The sequence below is a fragment of the Lysinibacillus sp. FSL M8-0134 genome (genome assembly GCF_038069745.1).
GTDB lineage: Bacteria > Bacillota > Bacilli > Bacillales_A > Planococcaceae > Lysinibacillus > Lysinibacillus irui.
Map to the genome: position 1 here is coordinate 360,566 of NZ_JBBPAJ010000002.1, position 18,506 is coordinate 379,071.

General features: G+C 41.8%; 14 protein-coding genes, 3 rRNA genes and 1 pseudogene. 5 read left to right on the forward strand and 13 right to left on the reverse strand.

The window, feature by feature from the left end; all coding sequences use genetic code 11:
- Positions 1-37 precede the first annotated feature (37 nt).
- A complete protein-coding gene (gene mbcS, locus MKY49_RS21695; RefSeq protein WP_274794934.1) occupies positions 38-1,627 on the forward strand; it encodes an acyl-CoA synthetase MbcS in 1,590 nt (529 codons plus the stop codon).
- 119 nt (positions 1,628-1,746) lie between these two features.
- Here mbcS and rrf read toward each other — a convergent pair.
- From rrf to MKY49_RS21710, 3 genes are all read right to left on the reverse strand, one after another.
- A 5S ribosomal RNA gene (rrf, locus tag MKY49_RS21700) occupies positions 1,747-1,862 on the reverse strand.
- A gap of 194 nt (positions 1,863-2,056) precedes the next feature.
- Positions 2,057-4,984, reverse strand: a 23S ribosomal RNA gene (locus tag MKY49_RS21705).
- Between the two features lie 366 nt (positions 4,985-5,350).
- Positions 5,351-6,902, reverse strand: a 16S ribosomal RNA gene (locus tag MKY49_RS21710).
- The 16S, 23S and 5S rRNA genes sit together here, the layout of an rRNA operon.
- Positions 6,903-7,170: 268 nt before the next feature.
- On the opposite strand from MKY49_RS21710, the gene MKY49_RS21715 reads away from it, so the two are divergent.
- Entirely contained in the window at positions 7,171-7,827 is a 657-nt protein-coding gene (locus MKY49_RS21715; RefSeq protein WP_274794935.1) for a hypothetical protein, read from the forward strand.
- A 33-nt stretch (positions 7,828-7,860) separates the two neighbouring features.
- On the opposite strand, the gene MKY49_RS21720 is transcribed toward MKY49_RS21715, so the two are convergent.
- A complete protein-coding gene (locus tag MKY49_RS21720) occupies positions 7,861-8,535 on the reverse strand; it encodes a KinB-signaling pathway activation protein (RefSeq protein WP_274794936.1) in 675 nt (224 codons plus the stop codon).
- Positions 8,536-8,686: 151 nt separating this feature from the next.
- Here MKY49_RS21720 and gerD point away from each other — a divergent pair, with 151 nt between their 5' ends.
- Entirely contained in the window at positions 8,687-9,301 is a 615-nt protein-coding gene (gerD, locus tag MKY49_RS21725; RefSeq protein ID WP_274794937.1) for a spore germination lipoprotein GerD, read from the forward strand.
- Between the two features lie 59 nt (positions 9,302-9,360).
- Here gerD and MKY49_RS21730 read toward each other — a convergent pair whose 3' ends face one another.
- The 3 genes and pseudogenes from MKY49_RS21730 to MKY49_RS21740 all read right to left on the reverse strand — a co-directional run.
- Complete coding sequence (locus MKY49_RS21730) at positions 9,361-10,416, reverse strand: P-loop NTPase (RefSeq protein WP_274794938.1); 1,056 nt, start codon at positions 10,414-10,416, stop codon at positions 9,361-9,363.
- 72 nt (positions 10,417-10,488) lie between these two features.
- On the reverse strand, positions 10,489-11,202 hold the full coding sequence (locus tag MKY49_RS21735; protein WP_274794939.1) for an N-acetylmuramoyl-L-alanine amidase: 714 nt from the start codon (positions 11,200-11,202) through the stop codon (positions 10,489-10,491).
- 131 nt (positions 11,203-11,333) lie between these two features.
- Positions 11,334-12,161 (reverse strand): annotated as a pseudogene (locus MKY49_RS21740) (DUF4822 domain-containing protein); the annotation flags it as partial.
- 553 nt (positions 12,162-12,714) lie between these two features.
- Between MKY49_RS21740 and MKY49_RS21745 the strand changes: the two are divergent.
- Positions 12,715-13,323: an ankyrin repeat domain-containing protein gene (locus MKY49_RS21745; protein ID WP_341387081.1), complete on the forward strand. Its 609-nt coding sequence runs from the start codon at positions 12,715-12,717 to the stop codon at positions 13,321-13,323.
- A gap of 17 nt (positions 13,324-13,340) precedes the next feature.
- Complete coding sequence (locus MKY49_RS21750) at positions 13,341-13,820, forward strand: nucleoside deaminase (RefSeq protein ID WP_274794942.1); 480 nt, start codon at positions 13,341-13,343, stop codon at positions 13,818-13,820.
- Between the two features lie 107 nt (positions 13,821-13,927).
- On the opposite strand, the gene rpsI is transcribed toward MKY49_RS21750, so the two are convergent.
- The 6 genes from rpsI to MKY49_RS21780 form a co-directional block, all read right to left on the reverse strand.
- Positions 13,928-14,320: a 30S ribosomal protein S9 gene (gene rpsI, locus MKY49_RS21755; protein ID WP_004233744.1), complete on the reverse strand. Its 393-nt coding sequence runs from the start codon at positions 14,318-14,320 to the stop codon at positions 13,928-13,930.
- A 25-nt stretch (positions 14,321-14,345) separates the two neighbouring features.
- Positions 14,346-14,783, reverse strand: a complete 438-nt coding sequence (rplM, locus tag MKY49_RS21760) for a 50S ribosomal protein L13 (RefSeq protein ID WP_004233742.1) — start codon at positions 14,781-14,783, stop codon at positions 14,346-14,348.
- A 178-nt stretch (positions 14,784-14,961) separates the two neighbouring features.
- Positions 14,962-15,702, reverse strand: coding sequence for a tRNA pseudouridine(38-40) synthase TruA (gene truA / locus MKY49_RS21765; protein WP_274794943.1), 741 nt, complete (start codon positions 15,700-15,702; stop codon positions 14,962-14,964).
- A 14-nt stretch (positions 15,703-15,716) separates the two neighbouring features.
- Positions 15,717-16,514 (reverse strand): energy-coupling factor transporter transmembrane component T family protein, encoded by a 798-nt coding sequence (locus MKY49_RS21770; protein WP_341387082.1) that lies wholly within the window; start codon positions 16,512-16,514, stop codon positions 15,717-15,719.
- Positions 16,511-17,383: an energy-coupling factor ABC transporter ATP-binding protein gene (locus tag MKY49_RS21775; RefSeq protein ID WP_341387083.1), complete on the reverse strand. Its 873-nt coding sequence runs from the start codon at positions 17,381-17,383 to the stop codon at positions 16,511-16,513. Before MKY49_RS21775 ends, MKY49_RS21770 begins: the two co-directional genes overlap by 4 nt.
- Positions 17,359-18,204, reverse strand: coding sequence for an energy-coupling factor ABC transporter ATP-binding protein (locus MKY49_RS21780; protein WP_341387084.1), 846 nt, complete (start codon positions 18,202-18,204; stop codon positions 17,359-17,361). Before MKY49_RS21780 ends, MKY49_RS21775 begins: the two co-directional genes overlap by 25 nt.
- Between the last annotated feature and the right edge of the window lie 302 nt (positions 18,205-18,506).

The window sequence follows — 18,506 nt, forward strand, 5'->3', positions numbered from 1 at the left end:
AATTTTCTATCAAATTTCCTGGGGGAGGAATGTTCTTATGGTATCAAATGATTTAATTGCACCTGAGTTTTATAACATCACAGAGGAATTAGAAAAGTTTTCGCAGGATAGTGATCGTCAAGCAATACGTTGGTTAAATACACAACAAGAGAGAAGAACAGTTTCATATGTTGAACTTGTCCAAAAAATGAACCAATACGCCAATGCGTTTACGAAGATAGGGCTTCAAAAAGGGGATCGCGTTTTAGTTATTATACCTCGCCTACCAGAAGCCTATTTCGTTTTTCTTGGCTGCTTAAAGGCTGGCATTGTTCCTATTTCATGTTCAGAAATGCTACGTGCAAGTGACTTGGAATATCGTATGGAACATTCTTCTGCTAGTGCCGTTATTGCCTATGAGGCATTTACTGGTGAGGTTGATCAAATAGCTTCTACTGTAGACGCATTAAATAACAAATTAGTTATCGGTAGTGCAAAAGAAGAATGGACTTCTTTAGATGAATTAGCAAGTACACAGCCAACTACATTTACAGCTGTAGCGACAAAACGTGATGATATGGCATTCCTTTCGTATACTTCAGGGACAACCGGTAAACCTAAAGGTGTTGTTCATTCACATGGCTGGGGATATGCACATATTCGAACAGCTGCTTCAAAATGGCTTTGCGTTCGTGAAGGTGATTTAGTTTGGGCAACTGCAGCCCCGGGATGGCAAAAATGGATTTGGAGTCCTTTCTTATCCACAATCATGCTTGGTGCCACAGCATTCGTTTATCATGGTGGGTTTGATGCAAAGACATACCTTCAATTAATGCAAGAGGAAAAAATTAATGTCCTATGTTGTACACCGACTGAATATCGTATCATGGCGAAAATTGATAATCTACAAGACTATAATCTTTCCTCTCTCCGTAGTGCCGTTTCTGCTGGTGAACCATTAAATCGTCCAGTCATCGAAACTTTCATGAAGCATTTTGGACTTAAAGTACGAGATGGTTACGGGCAGACAGAAAATACATTATTAATTGGTACACTTGAAAACACTGAATTACGTCCAGGATCAATGGGTGTTCCAACACCAGGTAATATTGTACGTATTATCGACAATGAAGGTAATGAAGCACCGGTTGGCGAGGTTGGTGATATTGCCGTTCACAAATCCTCCCCTGCTCTATTTAAAGAATATTACAAGGAGCCTGAACGTACTCAAGCAGCATTCCGTGGTGATTGGTATATTACTGGTGATCAGGCAAAATGCGATGAGGATGGTTACTTCTGGTTTGAAGGTCGTGGAGATGACATTATTATTTCATCTGGTTATACCATCGGACCATTCGAGGTAGAGGATGCCTTAAACAAACATGAAGCTGTACAAGAGTGTGCAGTTGTTGCCGCGCCAGATGAAATTAGAGGGCATATTGTAAAGGCCTTTATTATTTTACGAGACGGCTTCAAGGCCCGTGATGAAGAAGAGTTAATAAAGGAGCTACAAGAGCATGTAAAAACGTTAACAGCGCCTTATAAATACCCTCGAAGTATCGTCTTTATTGATGAGTTACCGAAAACAACATCCGGGAAGATTCGCCGTATTGAACTTCGAGCTTCTACTGTTCATACGCATTCATAACAACATATTGAAAATAAAAAGGCGCTCCTATTAAGGAACGCCTTTCTTACTATATACAATTTTTTTATCAGCATAAATAAAAAAAGCCACTACTGAGTGTATCAGCAGCGACTTTTTGCGCCTAGCGACGTCCTACTCTCACAGGGGGAAGCCCCCAACTACCATCGGCGCTAAAGAGCTTAACTTCCGTGTTCGGTATGGGAACGGGTGTGACCTCTTTGCCATCATCACTAGACTATATTCGACCTTCAATACACGGCGTATTACTCCGTCAGCTGCTCTCGCTCAATCAGTCACGTACATTAGTACGCTCCCTCAATCACTCGGTTGCTTCCTTGTTCTACTTGTGTCTTGAAGCTCTCATTTTTATTGTTGAAAGTATTGTTCTTTCAAAACTGGATAAACGGTGCATTGAATGCTTCAAACAATTTGGTTAAGTCCTCGATCGATTAGTATTCGTCAGCTCCATGTGTCACCACACTTCCACCTCGAACCTATCTACCTCATCGTCTTTGAGGGATCTTACTTACTTGCGTAATGGGAAATCTCATCTTGAGGGGGGCTTCATGCTTAGATGCTTTCAGCACTTATCCCGTCCACACATAGCTACCCAGCGATGCCTTTGGCAAGACAACTGGTACACCAGCGGTGTGTCCATCCCGGTCCTCTCGTACTAAGGACAGCTCCTCTCAAATTTCCTACGCCCACGACGGATAGGGACCGAACTGTCTCACGACGTTCTGAACCCAGCTCGCGTACCGCTTTAATGGGCGAACAGCCCAACCCTTGGGACCGACTACAGCCCCAGGATGCGATGAGCCGACATCGAGGTGCCAAACCTCCCCGTCGATGTGGACTCTTGGGGGAGATAAGCCTGTTATCCCCGGGGTAGCTTTTATCCGTTGAGCGATGGCCCTTCCATGCGGAACCACCGGATCACTAAGCCCGTCTTTCGACCCTGCTCGACTTGTAGGTCTCGCAGTCAAGCTCCCTTGTGCCTTTACACTCTACGAATGATTTCCAACCATTCTGAGGGAACCTTTGGGCGCCTCCGTTACCTTTTAGGAGGCGACCGCCCCAGTCAAACTGTCCGCCTGACACTGTCTCCTGCCCCGCTAAGGGGCATGGGTTAGAATTTCAATACAACCAGGGTAGTATCCCACCGACGCCTCCTTCGAAGCTGGCGCTCCGAGATCTCTGGCTCCTACCTATCCTGTACAAGTTGTACCAAAATTCAATATCAGGCTACAGTAAAGCTCCACGGGGTCTTTCCGTCCTGTCGCGGGTAACCTGCATCTTCACAGGTACTATAATTTCACCGAGTCTCTCGTTGAGACAGTGCCCAGATCGTTACGCCTTTCGTGCGGGTCGGAACTTACCCGACAAGGAATTTCGCTACCTTAGGACCGTTATAGTTACGGCCGCCGTTTACTGGGGCTTCAATTCGCAGCTTCGCTTGCGCTAACCACTCCTCTTAACCTTCCAGCACCGGGCAGGCGTCAGCCCCTATACGTCACCTTACGGTTTTGCAGAGACCTGTGTTTTTGCTAAACAGTCGCCTGGGCCTATTCACTGCGGCTCTCATGCGCTTGCACGCTCAAGAGCACCCCTTCTCCCGAAGTTACGGGGTCATTTTGCCGAGTTCCTTAACGAGAGTTCTCTCGCACACCTTAGGATTCTCTCCTCGACTACCTGTGTCGGTTTGCGGTACGGGCACCTCTCACCTCGATAGAGGCTTTTCTTGGCAGTGTGAAATCAGGAACTTCGTCCATACGGACTCGCCATCACAGCTCAACGTTACAGTGTGCGGATTTGCCTACACACACGCCTTACTGCTTGGACGCGCATAACCAACAGCGCGCTTACCCTATCCTACTGCGTCCCCCCATTTCTCAAACGGTGAGGAGGTGGTACAGGAATATCAACCTGTTGTCCATCGCCTACGCCTGTCGGCCTCGGCTTAGGTCCCGACTAACCCTGAGCGGACGAGCCTTCCTCAGGAAACCTTAGTCATACGGTGGACGGGATTCTCACCCGTCTTTCGCTACTCATACCGGCATTCTCACTTCTAAGCGCTCCACCAGTCCTTCCGGTCTGACTTCAACGCACTTAGAACGCTCTCCTACCACTGACATCGTAGATGTCAATCCACAGCTTCGGTGAATCGTTTAGCCCCGATACATTTTCGGCGCAGCGTCACTCGACCAGTGAGCTATTACGCACTCTTTAAATGATGGCTGCTTCTAAGCCAACATCCTGGTTGTCTGTGCAACGCCACATCCTTTTCCACTTAACGATTACTTTGGGACCTTAGCTGGTGGTCTGGGCTGTTTCCCTTTTGACTACGGATCTTATCACTCGCAGTCTGACTCCCGTGTATAAATATCTGGCATTCGGAGTTTGTCTGAATTCGGTAAACCGGGATGGCCCCCTAGTCCAAACAGTGCTCTACCTCCAGTATTCTCATCACGAGGCTAGCCCTAAAGCTATTTCGGAGAGAACCAGCTATCTCCAAGTTCGATTGGAATTTCTCCGCTACCCACACCTCATCCCCGCACTTTTCAACGTGCGTGGGTTCGGGCCTCCAGTAAGTGTTACCTTACCTTCACCCTGGACATGGGTAGATCACCTGGTTTCGGGTCTACGACCACGTACTATTTCGCCCTATTCAGACTCGCTTTCGCTGCGGCTCCGCCTTCTAAAGCTTAACCTTGCACGTAATCGTAACTCGCCGGTTCATTCTACAAAAGGCACGCTATCACCCATTAACGGGCTCTAACTACTTGTAGGCACACGGTTTCAGGATCTCTTTCACTCCCCTCCCGGGGTGCTTTTCACCTTTCCCTCACGGTACTGGTTCACTATCGGTCACTAGGTAGTATTTAGCCTTGGGAGATGGTCCTCCCGGATTCCGACGGAATTTCACGTGTTCCGCCGTACTCAGGATCCACTCAGGAGAGAACGAACTTTCGACTACAGGGCTTTTACCTGCTCTGGCGGACCTTTCCAAGTCGCTTCATCTAACTCGCTCTTTTGTAACTCCGTATAGAGTGTCCTACAACCCCAAGAGGCAAGCCTCTTGGTTTGGGCTCTTCCCGTTTCGCTCGCCGCTACTCAGGGAATCGATTTTTCTTTCTCTTCCTCCAGGTACTTAGATGTTTCAGTTCCCTGGGTCTGCCTTCAAGACGCTATGTATTCACGTCAAGATACTACGCGATTAAACGTAGTGGGTTCCCCCATTCGGAAATCTCCGGATCAAAGCTCACTTACAGCTCCCCGAAGCATATCGGTGTTAGTGCCGTCCTTCTTCGGCTCCTAGTGCCAAGGCATTCGCCGTGCGCCCTTAATAACTTAACCTACAGCTTTCAATACACATCGCATTTCGTTGTCAGCTTCACTCGTTCAATCAGTCACGTACTGAAGTACGCTCCTTCATTCACTCGATTGCTTCCTAGAACTGCTCGTGTCTTGAAACCTTACTAATGTTATTAAGCCTATAAAAAACTTAAAAAATAAATGTGTTTGTTACAATTTCAATGTCGTTTTATCCAGTTTTCAAAGAACAAAGTTACTGCCTGCTTCTACTTCTTCGCAGCTTTGCGACGAAAGCGTAGCGACAGGAGCAAATATTTGAAGTATTTCATTCGGAAGAATGAACCTTCAAAACTGAACGCAAAACGTAATCTTACAAACCCAAGGTTTGTATTCCGAAATAATCCTTAGAAAGGAGGTGATCCAGCCGCACCTTCCGATACGGCTACCTTGTTACGACTTCACCCCAATCATCTATCCCACCTTCGGCGGCTGGCTCCAAAAGGTTACCTCACCGACTTCGGGTGTTACAAACTCTCGTGGTGTGACGGGCGGTGTGTACAAGGCCCGGGAACGTATTCACCGCGGCATGCTGATCCGCGATTACTAGCGATTCCGGCTTCATGTAGGCGAGTTGCAGCCTACAATCCGAACTGAGAACGACTTTATCGGATTAGCTCCCTCTCGCGAGTTGGCAACCGTTTGTATCGTCCATTGTAGCACGTGTGTAGCCCAGGTCATAAGGGGCATGATGATTTGACGTCATCCCCACCTTCCTCCGGTTTGTCACCGGCAGTCACCTTAGAGTGCCCAACTAAATGATGGCAACTAAGATCAAGGGTTGCGCTCGTTGCGGGACTTAACCCAACATCTCACGACACGAGCTGACGACAACCATGCACCACCTGTCACCGTTGCCCCCGAAGGGGAAACTATATCTCTACAGTGGTCAACGGGATGTCAAGACCTGGTAAGGTTCTTCGCGTTGCTTCGAATTAAACCACATGCTCCACCGCTTGTGCGGGCCCCCGTCAATTCCTTTGAGTTTCAGTCTTGCGACCGTACTCCCCAGGCGGAGTGCTTAATGCGTTAGCTGCAGCACTAAGGGGCGGAAACCCCCTAACACTTAGCACTCATCGTTTACGGCGTGGACTACCAGGGTATCTAATCCTGTTTGCTCCCCACGCTTTCGCGCCTCAGCGTCAGTTACAGACCAGAAAGTCGCCTTCGCCACTGGTGTTCCTCCAAATCTCTACGCATTTCACCGCTACACTTGGAATTCCACTTTCCTCTTCTGCACTCAAGTCCCCCAGTTTCCAATGACCCTCCACGGTTGAGCCGTGGGCTTTCACATCAGACTTAAAGGACCGCCTGCGCGCGCTTTACGCCCAATAATTCCGGACAACGCTTGCCACCTACGTATTACCGCGGCTGCTGGCACGTAGTTAGCCGTGGCTTTCTAATAAGGTACCGTCAAGGTACAGCCAGTTACTACTGTACTTGTTCTTCCCTTACAACAGAGTTTTACGATCCGAAAACCTTCTTCACTCACGCGGCGTTGCTCCATCAGGCTTTCGCCCATTGTGGAAGATTCCCTACTGCTGCCTCCCGTAGGAGTCTGGGCCGTGTCTCAGTCCCAGTGTGGCCGATCACCCTCTCAGGTCGGCTACGCATCGTCGCCTTGGTGAGCCGTTACCTCACCAACTAGCTAATGCGCCGCGGGCCCATCTTATAGCGACAGCCGAAACCGTCTTTCAGTGTTCCACCATGAGGTGGAACAGATTATTCGGTATTAGCCCCGGTTTCCCGGAGTTATCCCAAACTATAAGGTAGGTTGCCCACGTGTTACTCACCCGTCCGCCGCTAACGTCAAAGGAGCAAGCTCCTTCTCTGTTCGCTCGACTTGCATGTATTAGGCACGCCGCCAGCGTTCGTCCTGAGCCAGGATCAAACTCTCCATAAAAGAAATTTGATTAGCTCAAATTGTTTTGCTGGCATCAATTTTGATGTCCAAAATTTTGTTTTGTTCACTAGCCGAAACTAGTTACTTAAAACTTTATTGATTACGTTTTGCTTGTTCAGTTTTCAAGGTTCATGTTGTTGATTTCTCTGTCACCTCTTGGCGACTTATACATAATAACATCGATTATTCATGAAAGTCAACAGTAAATCATAAGTTTTTTTAAAGAGATTCATTTTTTCTTTAAAATTTTAGAAACGGGGTTATTATTATGGTCCGCAAAACGTTGATTTCACTGCTTTTTATCGTAACTCTCTTTGTTTTTCTAAAGCCTATAAATTCAACGATGATTTCTGTATTTAATATTGCTAATGCACCAGTAGTAGTCACGAAAGGACATTATGGTACGTCTCTTATTGTTGAGATTTCATTCTCAGATGACTCTCTATTAGAATGGCTCCAAACGGTAAAAGAACCTTATCCACTTTTACTTTTAGATACAGATTGGATTAAGCGTTCCCCCGAACATATAAAAATCATACATGAACGAAAATTACCTACGGGGTTGCTTGGCCCAGAAGATTCAACAGATGAACCAGTAGACATTGCTCTCATAGAAAAAGAAATTAATACCTATGAAAAATATTTGAAGGAAAAACCACTGTGGTTCGCTACTCGGAATCATCAATATTCACAGGACCTGCAAAAATCTCTGTTTCAGCAACAAATGAATTTATTGTCACCTTCTCTTATTTGGCAAGGTGAGAAGACTCCAAAATTGCAAAAAGGCGATTTTGTATTTTTCCCGCTCCATCAAAACAATAAAATACCTTTTAAAGATCTAAATAAACTTATACAACAAAATAAGTTTATGTCAATTGAAGAAAATATATTTGGCTATAAGGTTCAAACAAAAAAATCCCCATAAAAAAATTGCCTCCATTAGTAGAGGCAATTTTTCTTATGCATTTTTTGCTTGTTGACGACGTGCTTTGCGACGTGCTTCTAATTTTTGACGATCTTCATCGGATTTTGCATTATATTTCGGTAATACTAATAATTGATACGCATTAACAGCCAATAACGGGAATAATAATAGCGCAACATATTCATTAATGTTTTCATCACGACCCATTAAAGCAATTGTCCATTCCAATGTTGTAATCACAATCATAAAGAAAAGGGCAGAAATTAATACATGTTTTTTTCCTGTTAATTTTACTTTTTGGACCGCTGTCGCTAATGCTCCAAAAATGAGAACGATCAATAAACCCGTATAAAATAACCAGCTTTGCCCATCCTTTACCCCCGGTACGAAACGGAAGAAGACAATATCAAAAATAGTAATTGCGATTAATAAAAGCTGTACCCAATTCCATAATGTCAGTGTTCTAAAAATATTTACACCTACTTGATGAAGTGTTAAATAAGCAAAAAAACCTGCCTGTGCAATAACACTCATTGTAAAGCCTAAGAAAACCATCCATAAAAGACCAGCAAAAAACTCGCCCCATTGACCGTTTACTATGTAGGGTTGGAAGAATTCCCAGCGAATAAATAAACTAAAAACTCCGTTGACTACACCACCAACGAGCATTGCAAAGAAGAAAAACTTTGCCCAATTTCGTATCGTCACAACTAAAAGTCCCCCAATTTCTCAATATATCTGTCCTTATTTTATCAATGCATTGTTAAAAAAGCTAATTCTCATCCTATCCAATACATAAAGTCATCAGAAATGTGAACAATAATTGAAAGAGTCTATCTAGAGAAAGGACTGATTGTCGATGCGAAAATTCATCTTATTATTGATTTTAATGCTTTTTCTTTCTGCCTGTGCACAAGATAAAACCTCTACCATGTCCTATGATGAAATAAAAAAAATCATGATCGACTCTTTACAAACAGAGGATGGTAAGAAGGCATTGCGACAGCTTTTAGAAGAGCCAAGTTTCCGTGAGCTTTTGATTTTAGAGCATGATGAAGTGAAAAAGGCTACAGAAGAAACATTACTTTCCAAGGAAGCAGAAGACTTTTGGAAGAAAACCTTTGAAGATCCAAAATTTAAAGAAACTGTTGCGAAAAGCATGCAAAAACAGCAACAGGATATTATGAAGGAATTAATAAAAGATCCTACTTTCCAAAAGGATATGGAGGCTTTTTTCGGGCAACCTGATATGCAGAAGCAGTTAGAAACCATCCTAAAATCATCCAATATGCGCAAGCAAATGGAGGAAGTCGTGAAGGATACAATCGAAAGCCCTTTAATGCAATCTAAATGGCAAGAACTTATTAAAAAGAGTGGCGGCGGCGAAACGGGTTCATCTGGAAGTGGCGATAAGAAGGAAGCAAGTGGCGATAGTGGTGGCGGTACGGATAAGGAGCAAAAAGGCACTGAATAACCAGAATAGCAATATAAAAACCGGATTTTCCCCAAAGTGGAGATTATCCGGTTTTTTATTTATTTACTTAATTTCTCAATGACTTTCGTTGCGATATCTAAATAAATTTGACCTGTTGAATGGTTTTCAGCATAAACAGAAGGAGCAAAATCTTCATCCGTCCAATCAGGTTGCCCAAGTGGGATTTGTCCAAGTAGCTCTGTACGTAGCTCTTCAGCTAGCTTAGGACCACCGCCTTGACCAAAGACAAATTCTCGCTCGCCTGATTTAGATTCAAACCAAGCCATATTTTCAATAACACCTAAAATTTCATGGTCTGTTTGCAGAGCCATAGCGCCTGCACGAGCTGCAACAAATGCAGCCGTTGGATGTGGTGTTGTAACAACGATTTCTTTTGATGACGGTAACATTTGATGAATATCTAATGCTACATCACCTGTTCCCGGTGGCAAATCTAATAGTAAATAATCAAGCTCTCCCCATTCAACATCGCGGAAGAATTGATCTAATACTTTACCTAACATTGGCCCACGCCATACGATAGGTGCATTGTTTTCCACAAAGAAGCCCATAGAAATCATTTTTACACCAAAGCGATCTACTGGGTATATACGATTGTCTACTACCTTAGGCATATCTGTAACACCCATCATATCTGGCACACTAAATCCATAAATATCTGCATCAATTAAGCCCACTTTTTTACCTAAACGGGCTAAAGCAACAGCTAAGTTAACAGATACAGTAGACTTACCTACACCACCTTTACCAGAAGCAATAGAAATTACTTGAACTGTGCTTAATGGTGATAAAATATCCTGAGCTTCTGATTCTGTAGCTGTGCCACGGAAGCTTTGTAATTTTTCTGCTGATAATTCTTCAAAGCGAATACCGACTGTGTTTGCACCCGCTTCTTTTAAAACCTCAACAATTTTCATTTGAAGCTGTAATTGTTCTGGTGTGTTTAATTTAGCGATCGCAACTTTTACACTGACATGATTTTTTTCTTCTTTAATTGCTACGTTTGTAATACCATCTGTTTCTGCAAGCGATTTATGTAAAAATGGATCTTGTAGTTGTCCCAGTATTTCTCGTACTTGTTGTTCAGTAATCACGGCGAACACTCCCCTTATCTTGTCTCATTGTTAGTATATCATAATGATTTGATTTACGTTGTAGATGTTGCTCTACTCAATTTTAGCTAATAAATACTCTTCTATACCTTCAACTATAGCATCTGCCATTTTTTCTTGGTAATTCTTATCTATTAATAGTGCACGTTCCTCATCATTACTAATAAATCCAGTTTCCACTAATGCTGCAGGTACTTCCGCTTTCTTCAGTAAATAGATTTGTTTAATAGACAACGCTTCTCGATCGGTGTTTTTTAAGTTATTACGAATGGATTGCTGAATACTTTTAGCTAATATCTCACCATCAGCATGTCCTTCCTTATGATAAAATACTTGGGCACCACGCCATTTTGTTTCCGGTATGGCATTTGCATGAATAGTAATAAACACATCTGGTTTTTCTTTTTCCACGATATCCTTTCTTAAAAAGATATCCTGCTTTTTCCGTTCTCTTAATGTCCCATATTTTTCTGATGGCGCATGCTCATCAATAACATCTCCATTTTTTGTACGTGTCATTACGACTGTTGCGCCTTTCTTCTTTAATTGCTTCTCTACATGCTGAGCAATTGCAAGTGTAATATCCTTTTCAATTACTTCGCCCTTTGAAGCTCCTCCATCCTCCCCACCATGCCCTGCATCAATGACAATTTTAATGCCACCAAGTGGGTCTGGTAAAAAGAAGTTACGGTCCGAAGCATTTGTTTCATATGCCACGACCACTATACTCATTAGCATAATTACTCCTAGTGCAAGCCAGCGCTTCACCCATATCCACCACCCTTTTACATATAGTGTACGAAATTAGTGGATGAACTATGCCAGAAAGAAAAAAAAACTCCCAAGTATTGAACTTGAGAGTTTTAGTTTCTTCTATATTAAAGGGAGGAAGAACAATTTTATTGCATTGTAAATTCTGGCTCGAATTCACCTTCGTATGGCTCATGCTCTACAAATACCGTTACATCATTACCATCTTTATCTTTACCTGTTCGTTTGTACGTAAACTTCTTATCATTCATTTCAGTAATTTCAAGTGCGACACCATATTTATTGTCACCAAGAGAAACGTGAGCTCTTATTTTATTATCATGGATGACATCAAAGTAGCCATAGTCTCCACGACTTTCACCCGTTTCAGGATTGAAAAATTCATATTTATTTGTATCAGCATCATATTTTGCAATGCTGATGAAATTTGAATTGAATTCTGTTACATCATGACCCGCTTCATCTAAAACAACAGTTCCATGCCATAGTGTGTTTGCTAAAATTTTGTCTCCATCAATGTTTGTAACAATATCACCAGTTGATGCATCTAGTGTTTTATCCGAATCTGTAAATGCCAAATCTTTTTCTTTATAAGGTATATGTTCCACAAATACTTCTACATCATTCCCAGCAGCATCCTTCCCCATTCGTTTATAAGTAAAGATACTATCGTTTAACTCAATAATCTCTACAACTGCTTGATAATTCTTGGATTCAGAAATTAAAATCCTTTGTTTCCCATCATTTGTAATAAAGAATGTTCCTTTATCGTCACGACTTTCACCTGTTGCAGCATCAAAAAATTCATAGTGACCTGTTGCAACATCATATTTTGCTAAGCCGATGAAATTTGCGTTCTCCGCAGTTAAATCATTTTGGTCCTTATCGTATACTTTTGTACCTTGCCAGTTTGTACTGCTTAGGATATTGGCCATTTCTTGGCCCTTCGTTAATTGCTCCTGTGCCTGGTCATTCGTAGTATTTTCTGATGTAGCACCTTCTGTTTTTACTTCCTCACTATTCGTAGTGTTACCTTTTGCAGGCTCCTTATCTTGACATGCTGCAAGTAGTGCCATTGCTGCAACAGAAATTATTAAGAACTTTTTCATAGCTAGTTACCTCCACTGTTTATATTTTTGAGTTATGTCAAACTCATTATGAAAAATCGAAAGGTTTCTTATACCTTCAAAACTATATTAGAATGGAATGTTAAACTCCCTCTAATTAATTTCTTAAAAAAGCATAAACTTATGCGAAAATATTTTTAATAATTTTAAATTGGGTAACTGACTTATCAAACATCTTCTTCGATCTCATCGTTGTACAATCTGTGCTTGTCTATTATATGAAAAAGCTAAGCCATGCATATTTTTTAAATATTATTCGTGTAAATCGCTCCATGTTACCATATTTTTATAAGACGGTTAATGATGCTATAGCACGAAATCAATTCTGCTAGTAACACTTAGCTGCTTTATTGTGGGAATATAATGAAAGAAGGTGTAGGAAATGGATGATCAATTGATTATTAACGCGGCGAACGGTAATACGGAGAAAGTATTATCGCTTCTGCAAAATGGAGTGAATATCAATACCACCGATCAAATTGGAAGAACAGCTGTCTTAGCTGCAACCTATAATAATCAGGTGGATACTGTGAGGGTACTTATTGAGCATGGCGCTGATATTAATAGTAGAGATAATAATCTTGAGAATGTACTTTTACATGCAGGTGCATCAGGCTACCTTGAAATAGTAAAGCTTGCTATAGCAGCAGGAGCTGATACAAAGCTAACGAATCGCTTTGGGGGAGTAGCTATCATACCAGCTTCAGAACGTGGACATGTAGAAGTAGTTCGTGAGCTACTTAATCATTCAGATATTGATGTTAATCACATTAATCATTTACATTGGACAGCCCTATTAGAAGCAGTCATATTAGGTAATGGCGGTGAGAAACATCAGGAAGTCGTACAATTATTGGTCGATTATGGTGCTGATTTAAATATTGGCGATAGAGACGGTATTACACCGTTGCAGCATGCGAAAAAATTAGGTTTTCATGAAATCGAAAGTATTTTAAAAAACGCAGAATCTGAGCGCTCTTCTAATAGCTAACATAAGGAGGATTTTTCATGATTCAAGAAACAGATTTAAAGCATCTAAAGAGATGTATTGAACTTGCCCAAAATGCGCTAGATGCTGGTGATGAGCCATTCGGTTCGATTCTTGTGGCTGCTAATGGCGAGGTGCTAGCAGAAGATCAAAATCATGTATCTGGTGGTGACCATACACAGCACCCCGAATTTGCATTGGCACGTTGGGCAGCTAAAAATATGAGTCCCGAGGAAAGAAGTACGGCAACAGTTTACACTTCAGGCGAACATTGCCCAATGTGCGCTGCGGCTCATGGCTGGGTGGGGTTAGGAAGAATTGTTTATGCTAGCTCCTCTAAACAATTAGCACAATGGCTAAAAGATATGGAGATATCTTCTGCATCCCGTGTTCGTAATCTATCCATACAAGAAGTAATTCAAGATACTATCGTAGAAGGCCCGGTGGCAGAACTAGCTGAACAGGTGCATCAACTACATCGTCAGTTTCATAAAAAATAATACTAAGCAATCTTTGGGATCACTCCAAAGATTGCTCTTTTATATTGCTTCCTAACAAAAAAACTCTTTCCACAAAAGTAGAAAGAGTTTTTGTATAAACGCTGATATTAACGTTTTGAGAACTGAGGTGCACGACGAGCGCCGCGTAGACCTGGTTTTTTACGTTCTTTCATGCGTGAATCACGAGTAAGTAATCCAGCTGATTTTAATGCAGCACGGAAATCTGGGTCTACTTGAAGTAGAGCACGAGCGATACCGTGACGAACAGCACCAGCTTGACCAGTGTATCCACCACCGTTAACGTTTACGTGGATATCATAGCTTCCTGTAGTTTCAGTAGCTACTAATGGTTGTTTAATTACTTCACGTAATGCAGCGAATGGTACGTATTCTTCGATTTCACGTTTGTTGATAACAATTTTACCTGTACCTGGTACTAAACGTACGCGAGCTACAGAGCTTTTACGGCGACCAGTGCCGATGTATTGAACTTGTGCCAAAGTAATATCCTCCTCTTAATTTATATTATCCGCGAAGCTCGTATGCTTCTGGTTTTTGTGCAGCATGTGGATGCTCTGTTCCAGTGTAAACATTAAGTTTAGTGAACATTTTGCGACCTAAAGAGTTTTTAGGAAGCATTCCTTTAACTGCTAATTCGATCATTCGTGTTGGGTACTTGTCTAGCATTTCACCAGCAGTACGAGTTTTTAAACCACCAGCGAATTGAGTGTGGTGACGGTAAAGTTTACCTTCTAATTTGTTACCAGTTAAATGGATTTTGTCAGCGTTGATGATGATTACGTGATCACCTGTGTCAACGTTTGGTGTGAATGTTGGTTTATGTTTACCACGTAAGATTGCAGCTACTTCAGAAGCTAAACGTCCAAGAGTTTGGCCTTCTGCATCAACTACTAACCATTTACGGTCTACTTCGTGACCTTTAGCCATGAATGTTGTACGCATGTATATATCCTCCTAATCGATTCGATTACCGTTATTTTTCATTAAACTACACTATAAGTTTCGGGGCTTATTTGTGGTGGTAATGAAAATACCATCTGTTATCATATAATGAATGACTTCTAAAGTCAAGCAATTTCATTAAACACCTGGTGATGTTGTTCAGAATTTCAGAACCCTATTAATAGAACACCTTTTCTAAGTATAAGCCTTGTGGTGGCGCGGTTTTTCCGGCTTTATCACGATCTTCAGAAGCGACTACAAGTGCCAAGTTGTCTATTGTACGACGACCTACACCAACCTCCCAAAGTGTACCCGCAATAATACGCACCATATTATATAAAAAGCCATTACCTTCAATCACCATGTGAAGCTCTTCTCCATGCCATTCAAATTGCAGAGTCTTAACTGTTCGTACCTTATCCTTCACACTTGTATTCGCCGCACAAAAGCACGAAAAGTCATGTGTACCGATTATAGCCTTTGCTGCCTCCTGCATTGCCTCAACATTAGGCTTAACCCCATTTGTCTCAACCGTGTAATGTCTGCGGAATGGGCTTTGAATAAGCTCACAAGACCATATATAGCGGTATCTTTTCCCTACAACGCTGTAGCGTGCATGAAAGTCATTTGCCACTTCCTCTACCGATAATACACGAATATCTCTAGGTAGCTGTACATTCAATGCCTTGTGGTACTTTTCTGTTGGAATGGAGAGTGGTGTATCAAAATGCAATGTTTGCCCTGTTGCATGAACTCTAGCATCTGTACGCCCACTTGCAGTTACTTTAATCTTTTCCCCTTTATGCATAATAGCTAGTACTCGCTCCAGTTCAGCCTGCACTGTACGTTCCCCAGGCTGTACTTGATAGCCTGAGAAATGCGTTCCATCATAGCTGATAATTACTTTTAATCGTCGCATAAAGCTTACTCCTTTTAACTTCTATAGAAGAATAGCAATACCCCTATTGCTACTAATTGCACAAGCGCAAATGTGTCGCCCATATCCCATTTTAGTCTACGATATCTAGTACGACCTTCACCACCACGATAGCCTCTTACCTCCATCGCTGTTGCTAAGTCCTCAGCTCGCTTAAAGGCACTGACAAAAAGAGGTACAAGCAATGGTACGACAGCTTTTATTCTATCTTTTATCGGTCCAGAGGATAGGTCTGAACCTCGTGCCATTTGTGCTTTCATAATCTTATCTGTTTCATCCATTAAGGTCGGAATAAAACGCAATGAAATAGACATCATTAAAGCCAATTCATGTACTGGTACCTTCAATGCTTTTAATGGATTTAGAAGCACCTCAATACCATCTGTAATAGAAATAGGTGATGTTGTTAATGTTAAAATCGACGTCATAAAGACTAATACTAGAAATCGTATAGAAATATAGATCCCTCGTCTAATTCCTTCATCATAAATGGTAATGAACTTTGATTCAAAAATAGGAACGCCTTCTTTTGTCATAAATATATGAAGAAGGAATGTGAAGGCCATCAGAAAGATAACAGGCTTTAATCCATTAATTAAAAAATATAGGCGAATCCGTGATATTAAAACTACCAATAGTGTAAATGCCAGTAACATAGCGTATGTCACTGTATTATTAGCCAAAAAGACAATAATAATAAACGCAAAGACAAAAATGAGCTTAGACCTTGGATCCAGTTTATGCACAGGTGAATCACCAGGGAGGAAGCGTCCAAATATCATTTTTTCCATCATGGCTCTGCACGCTCCTCTCTTAGGCCTTGAGCAATTTCAGCTGCAAGCTCCTCCTCTGTTAAGCAAACCTTAGAGAAGGAACGTCCTATCATATGCTCAACCCTCTGCTGAAAGCGAACAATACGTGGTGGCTCTAAGCGGAAACTCTTTAATGTTTCTACATCTTTAAAAATATCCCGTGGTGTTCCACTTAAGACATTCTTACCTTCATGCATAATCACAATATTATCCGCATATCGTGCCGCATCCTCCATACTATGTGTTACTAAAATTGTTGTGAGATGTCGTTCTTGATGAAGCTGATAAAACATATCCATAATTTCTTTTTGACCTCGTGGATCAAGACCAGCCGTAGGTTCATCTAATACAATAACCTCTGGGTCCATTGCTAAAACACCTGCAATCGCCACTCGACGCATTTGACCGCCTGATAAATCGAATGGGGATTTCTCAAGTACGTTGTCAGGTAAACCAACTAAGCTAACAAGTTCCCTTGCACGAGCTTCTGCTTCCTCCTCTGATACTCCAAAGTTCATAGGGCCAAACATAATATCCTTTAAAACCGTTTCTTCAAATAATTGATGCTCTGGAAACTGAAAGACAATACCGACCTTTTGACGTACAGCTTTTAAATCCTTTGCTTTTTTACCAGCTACAATAATGCGATCCCCAATATGTACTTCTCCTGAAGTAGGTCTTAGAAGTGCGTTAAAATGCTGAAGAATAGTCGATTTACCAGAACCAGTATGGCCAATAATCGCTTGATAAGTATGGGAGGGGATATCAAAATCTACATCGAAAAGAGCCCGCTTTTCAAAAGGCGTCCCCTGCGAATAGGCATAGCTTACTTGTTGAAGTTTGATGTCCATAAATCATTCACCAACTCTTCTTCTGTCATATGTTGTCCCATTAACGGAACACCTTCCTTTTGCAATAGCTTTGATAACTTCAAGGCAAATGGTAAATCCAGTCCGAATTCAACTAGCTTGTCCCCGAGTGCAAAGATTTCAGCAGGTGTACCTTCTGCAAATTTCTTGCCATCATTCATAAAAAGAACACGATTTGCTAGCATCGCCTCTTCTAAATCATGTGTAATCGATATAACTGTTAATCCTGTTTCCGCACGTAAGGTCTGGACAGTTTGCAACACCTCTGCACGCCCCTGTGGATCTAACATAGATGTAGCCTCATCTAAAATAAGAAGCTTTGGCTTTAATGCAAGTGCTCCAGCGATGGCAACACGCTGTTTTTGCCCTCCTGATAGATGATGCGGTTCATGGTCTAAAAACTGGCTCATTTTTACTTGATCCAGTGCTGCATGGACACGCTTTACCATATCCTCAAAAGGTACACCGTTATTTTCGAGTGCAAATGCTACATCATCTTGCACGGTTGCGCCGACAAATTGATTGTCAGGGTTTTGAAATACCATTCCCATTAAAGAGCGGGACTCCCAAAGGTTATCTTCACTTAAAGGCTCACGTAATATACGTACATCTCCTTGTTGAGGAAATAATAAACCATTCATCAACTTAGCGATTGTGGATTTACCAGATCCATTATGACCTACTATGGCAATCCATTCACCTTCTTCAACTGCAAAGCTAACGTTTTCGACAGCATTACGGCTAGCTTGATCTTCTGGCGTATATGAAAAAGTCACATTATTTAAAGATAAAATTTCAGGCATATCTAGTACTCCTCTCTCCATGCTCTGCTTTACTAACTAACTTACACTTTTTTATGTATGAATTCTACTACATTCCGTATGTCGATAAAAGAAAAATACTACAATAACAAGTCAAACTAATAATAGGGTAATGGATAACAAAATAAAATCCATATATTAAAAAAAGCACCACAAATTGGCGCTGTCTTTAATAATAAAAAAGCGCGCACCTCATTCGATAGAAATGCGCTAGTCGTTACATTTACAAGAAATACGGGTGCTCAAGCCCTTATTTCTCCTGAATGAGGTGCGGAGAGCTAAAC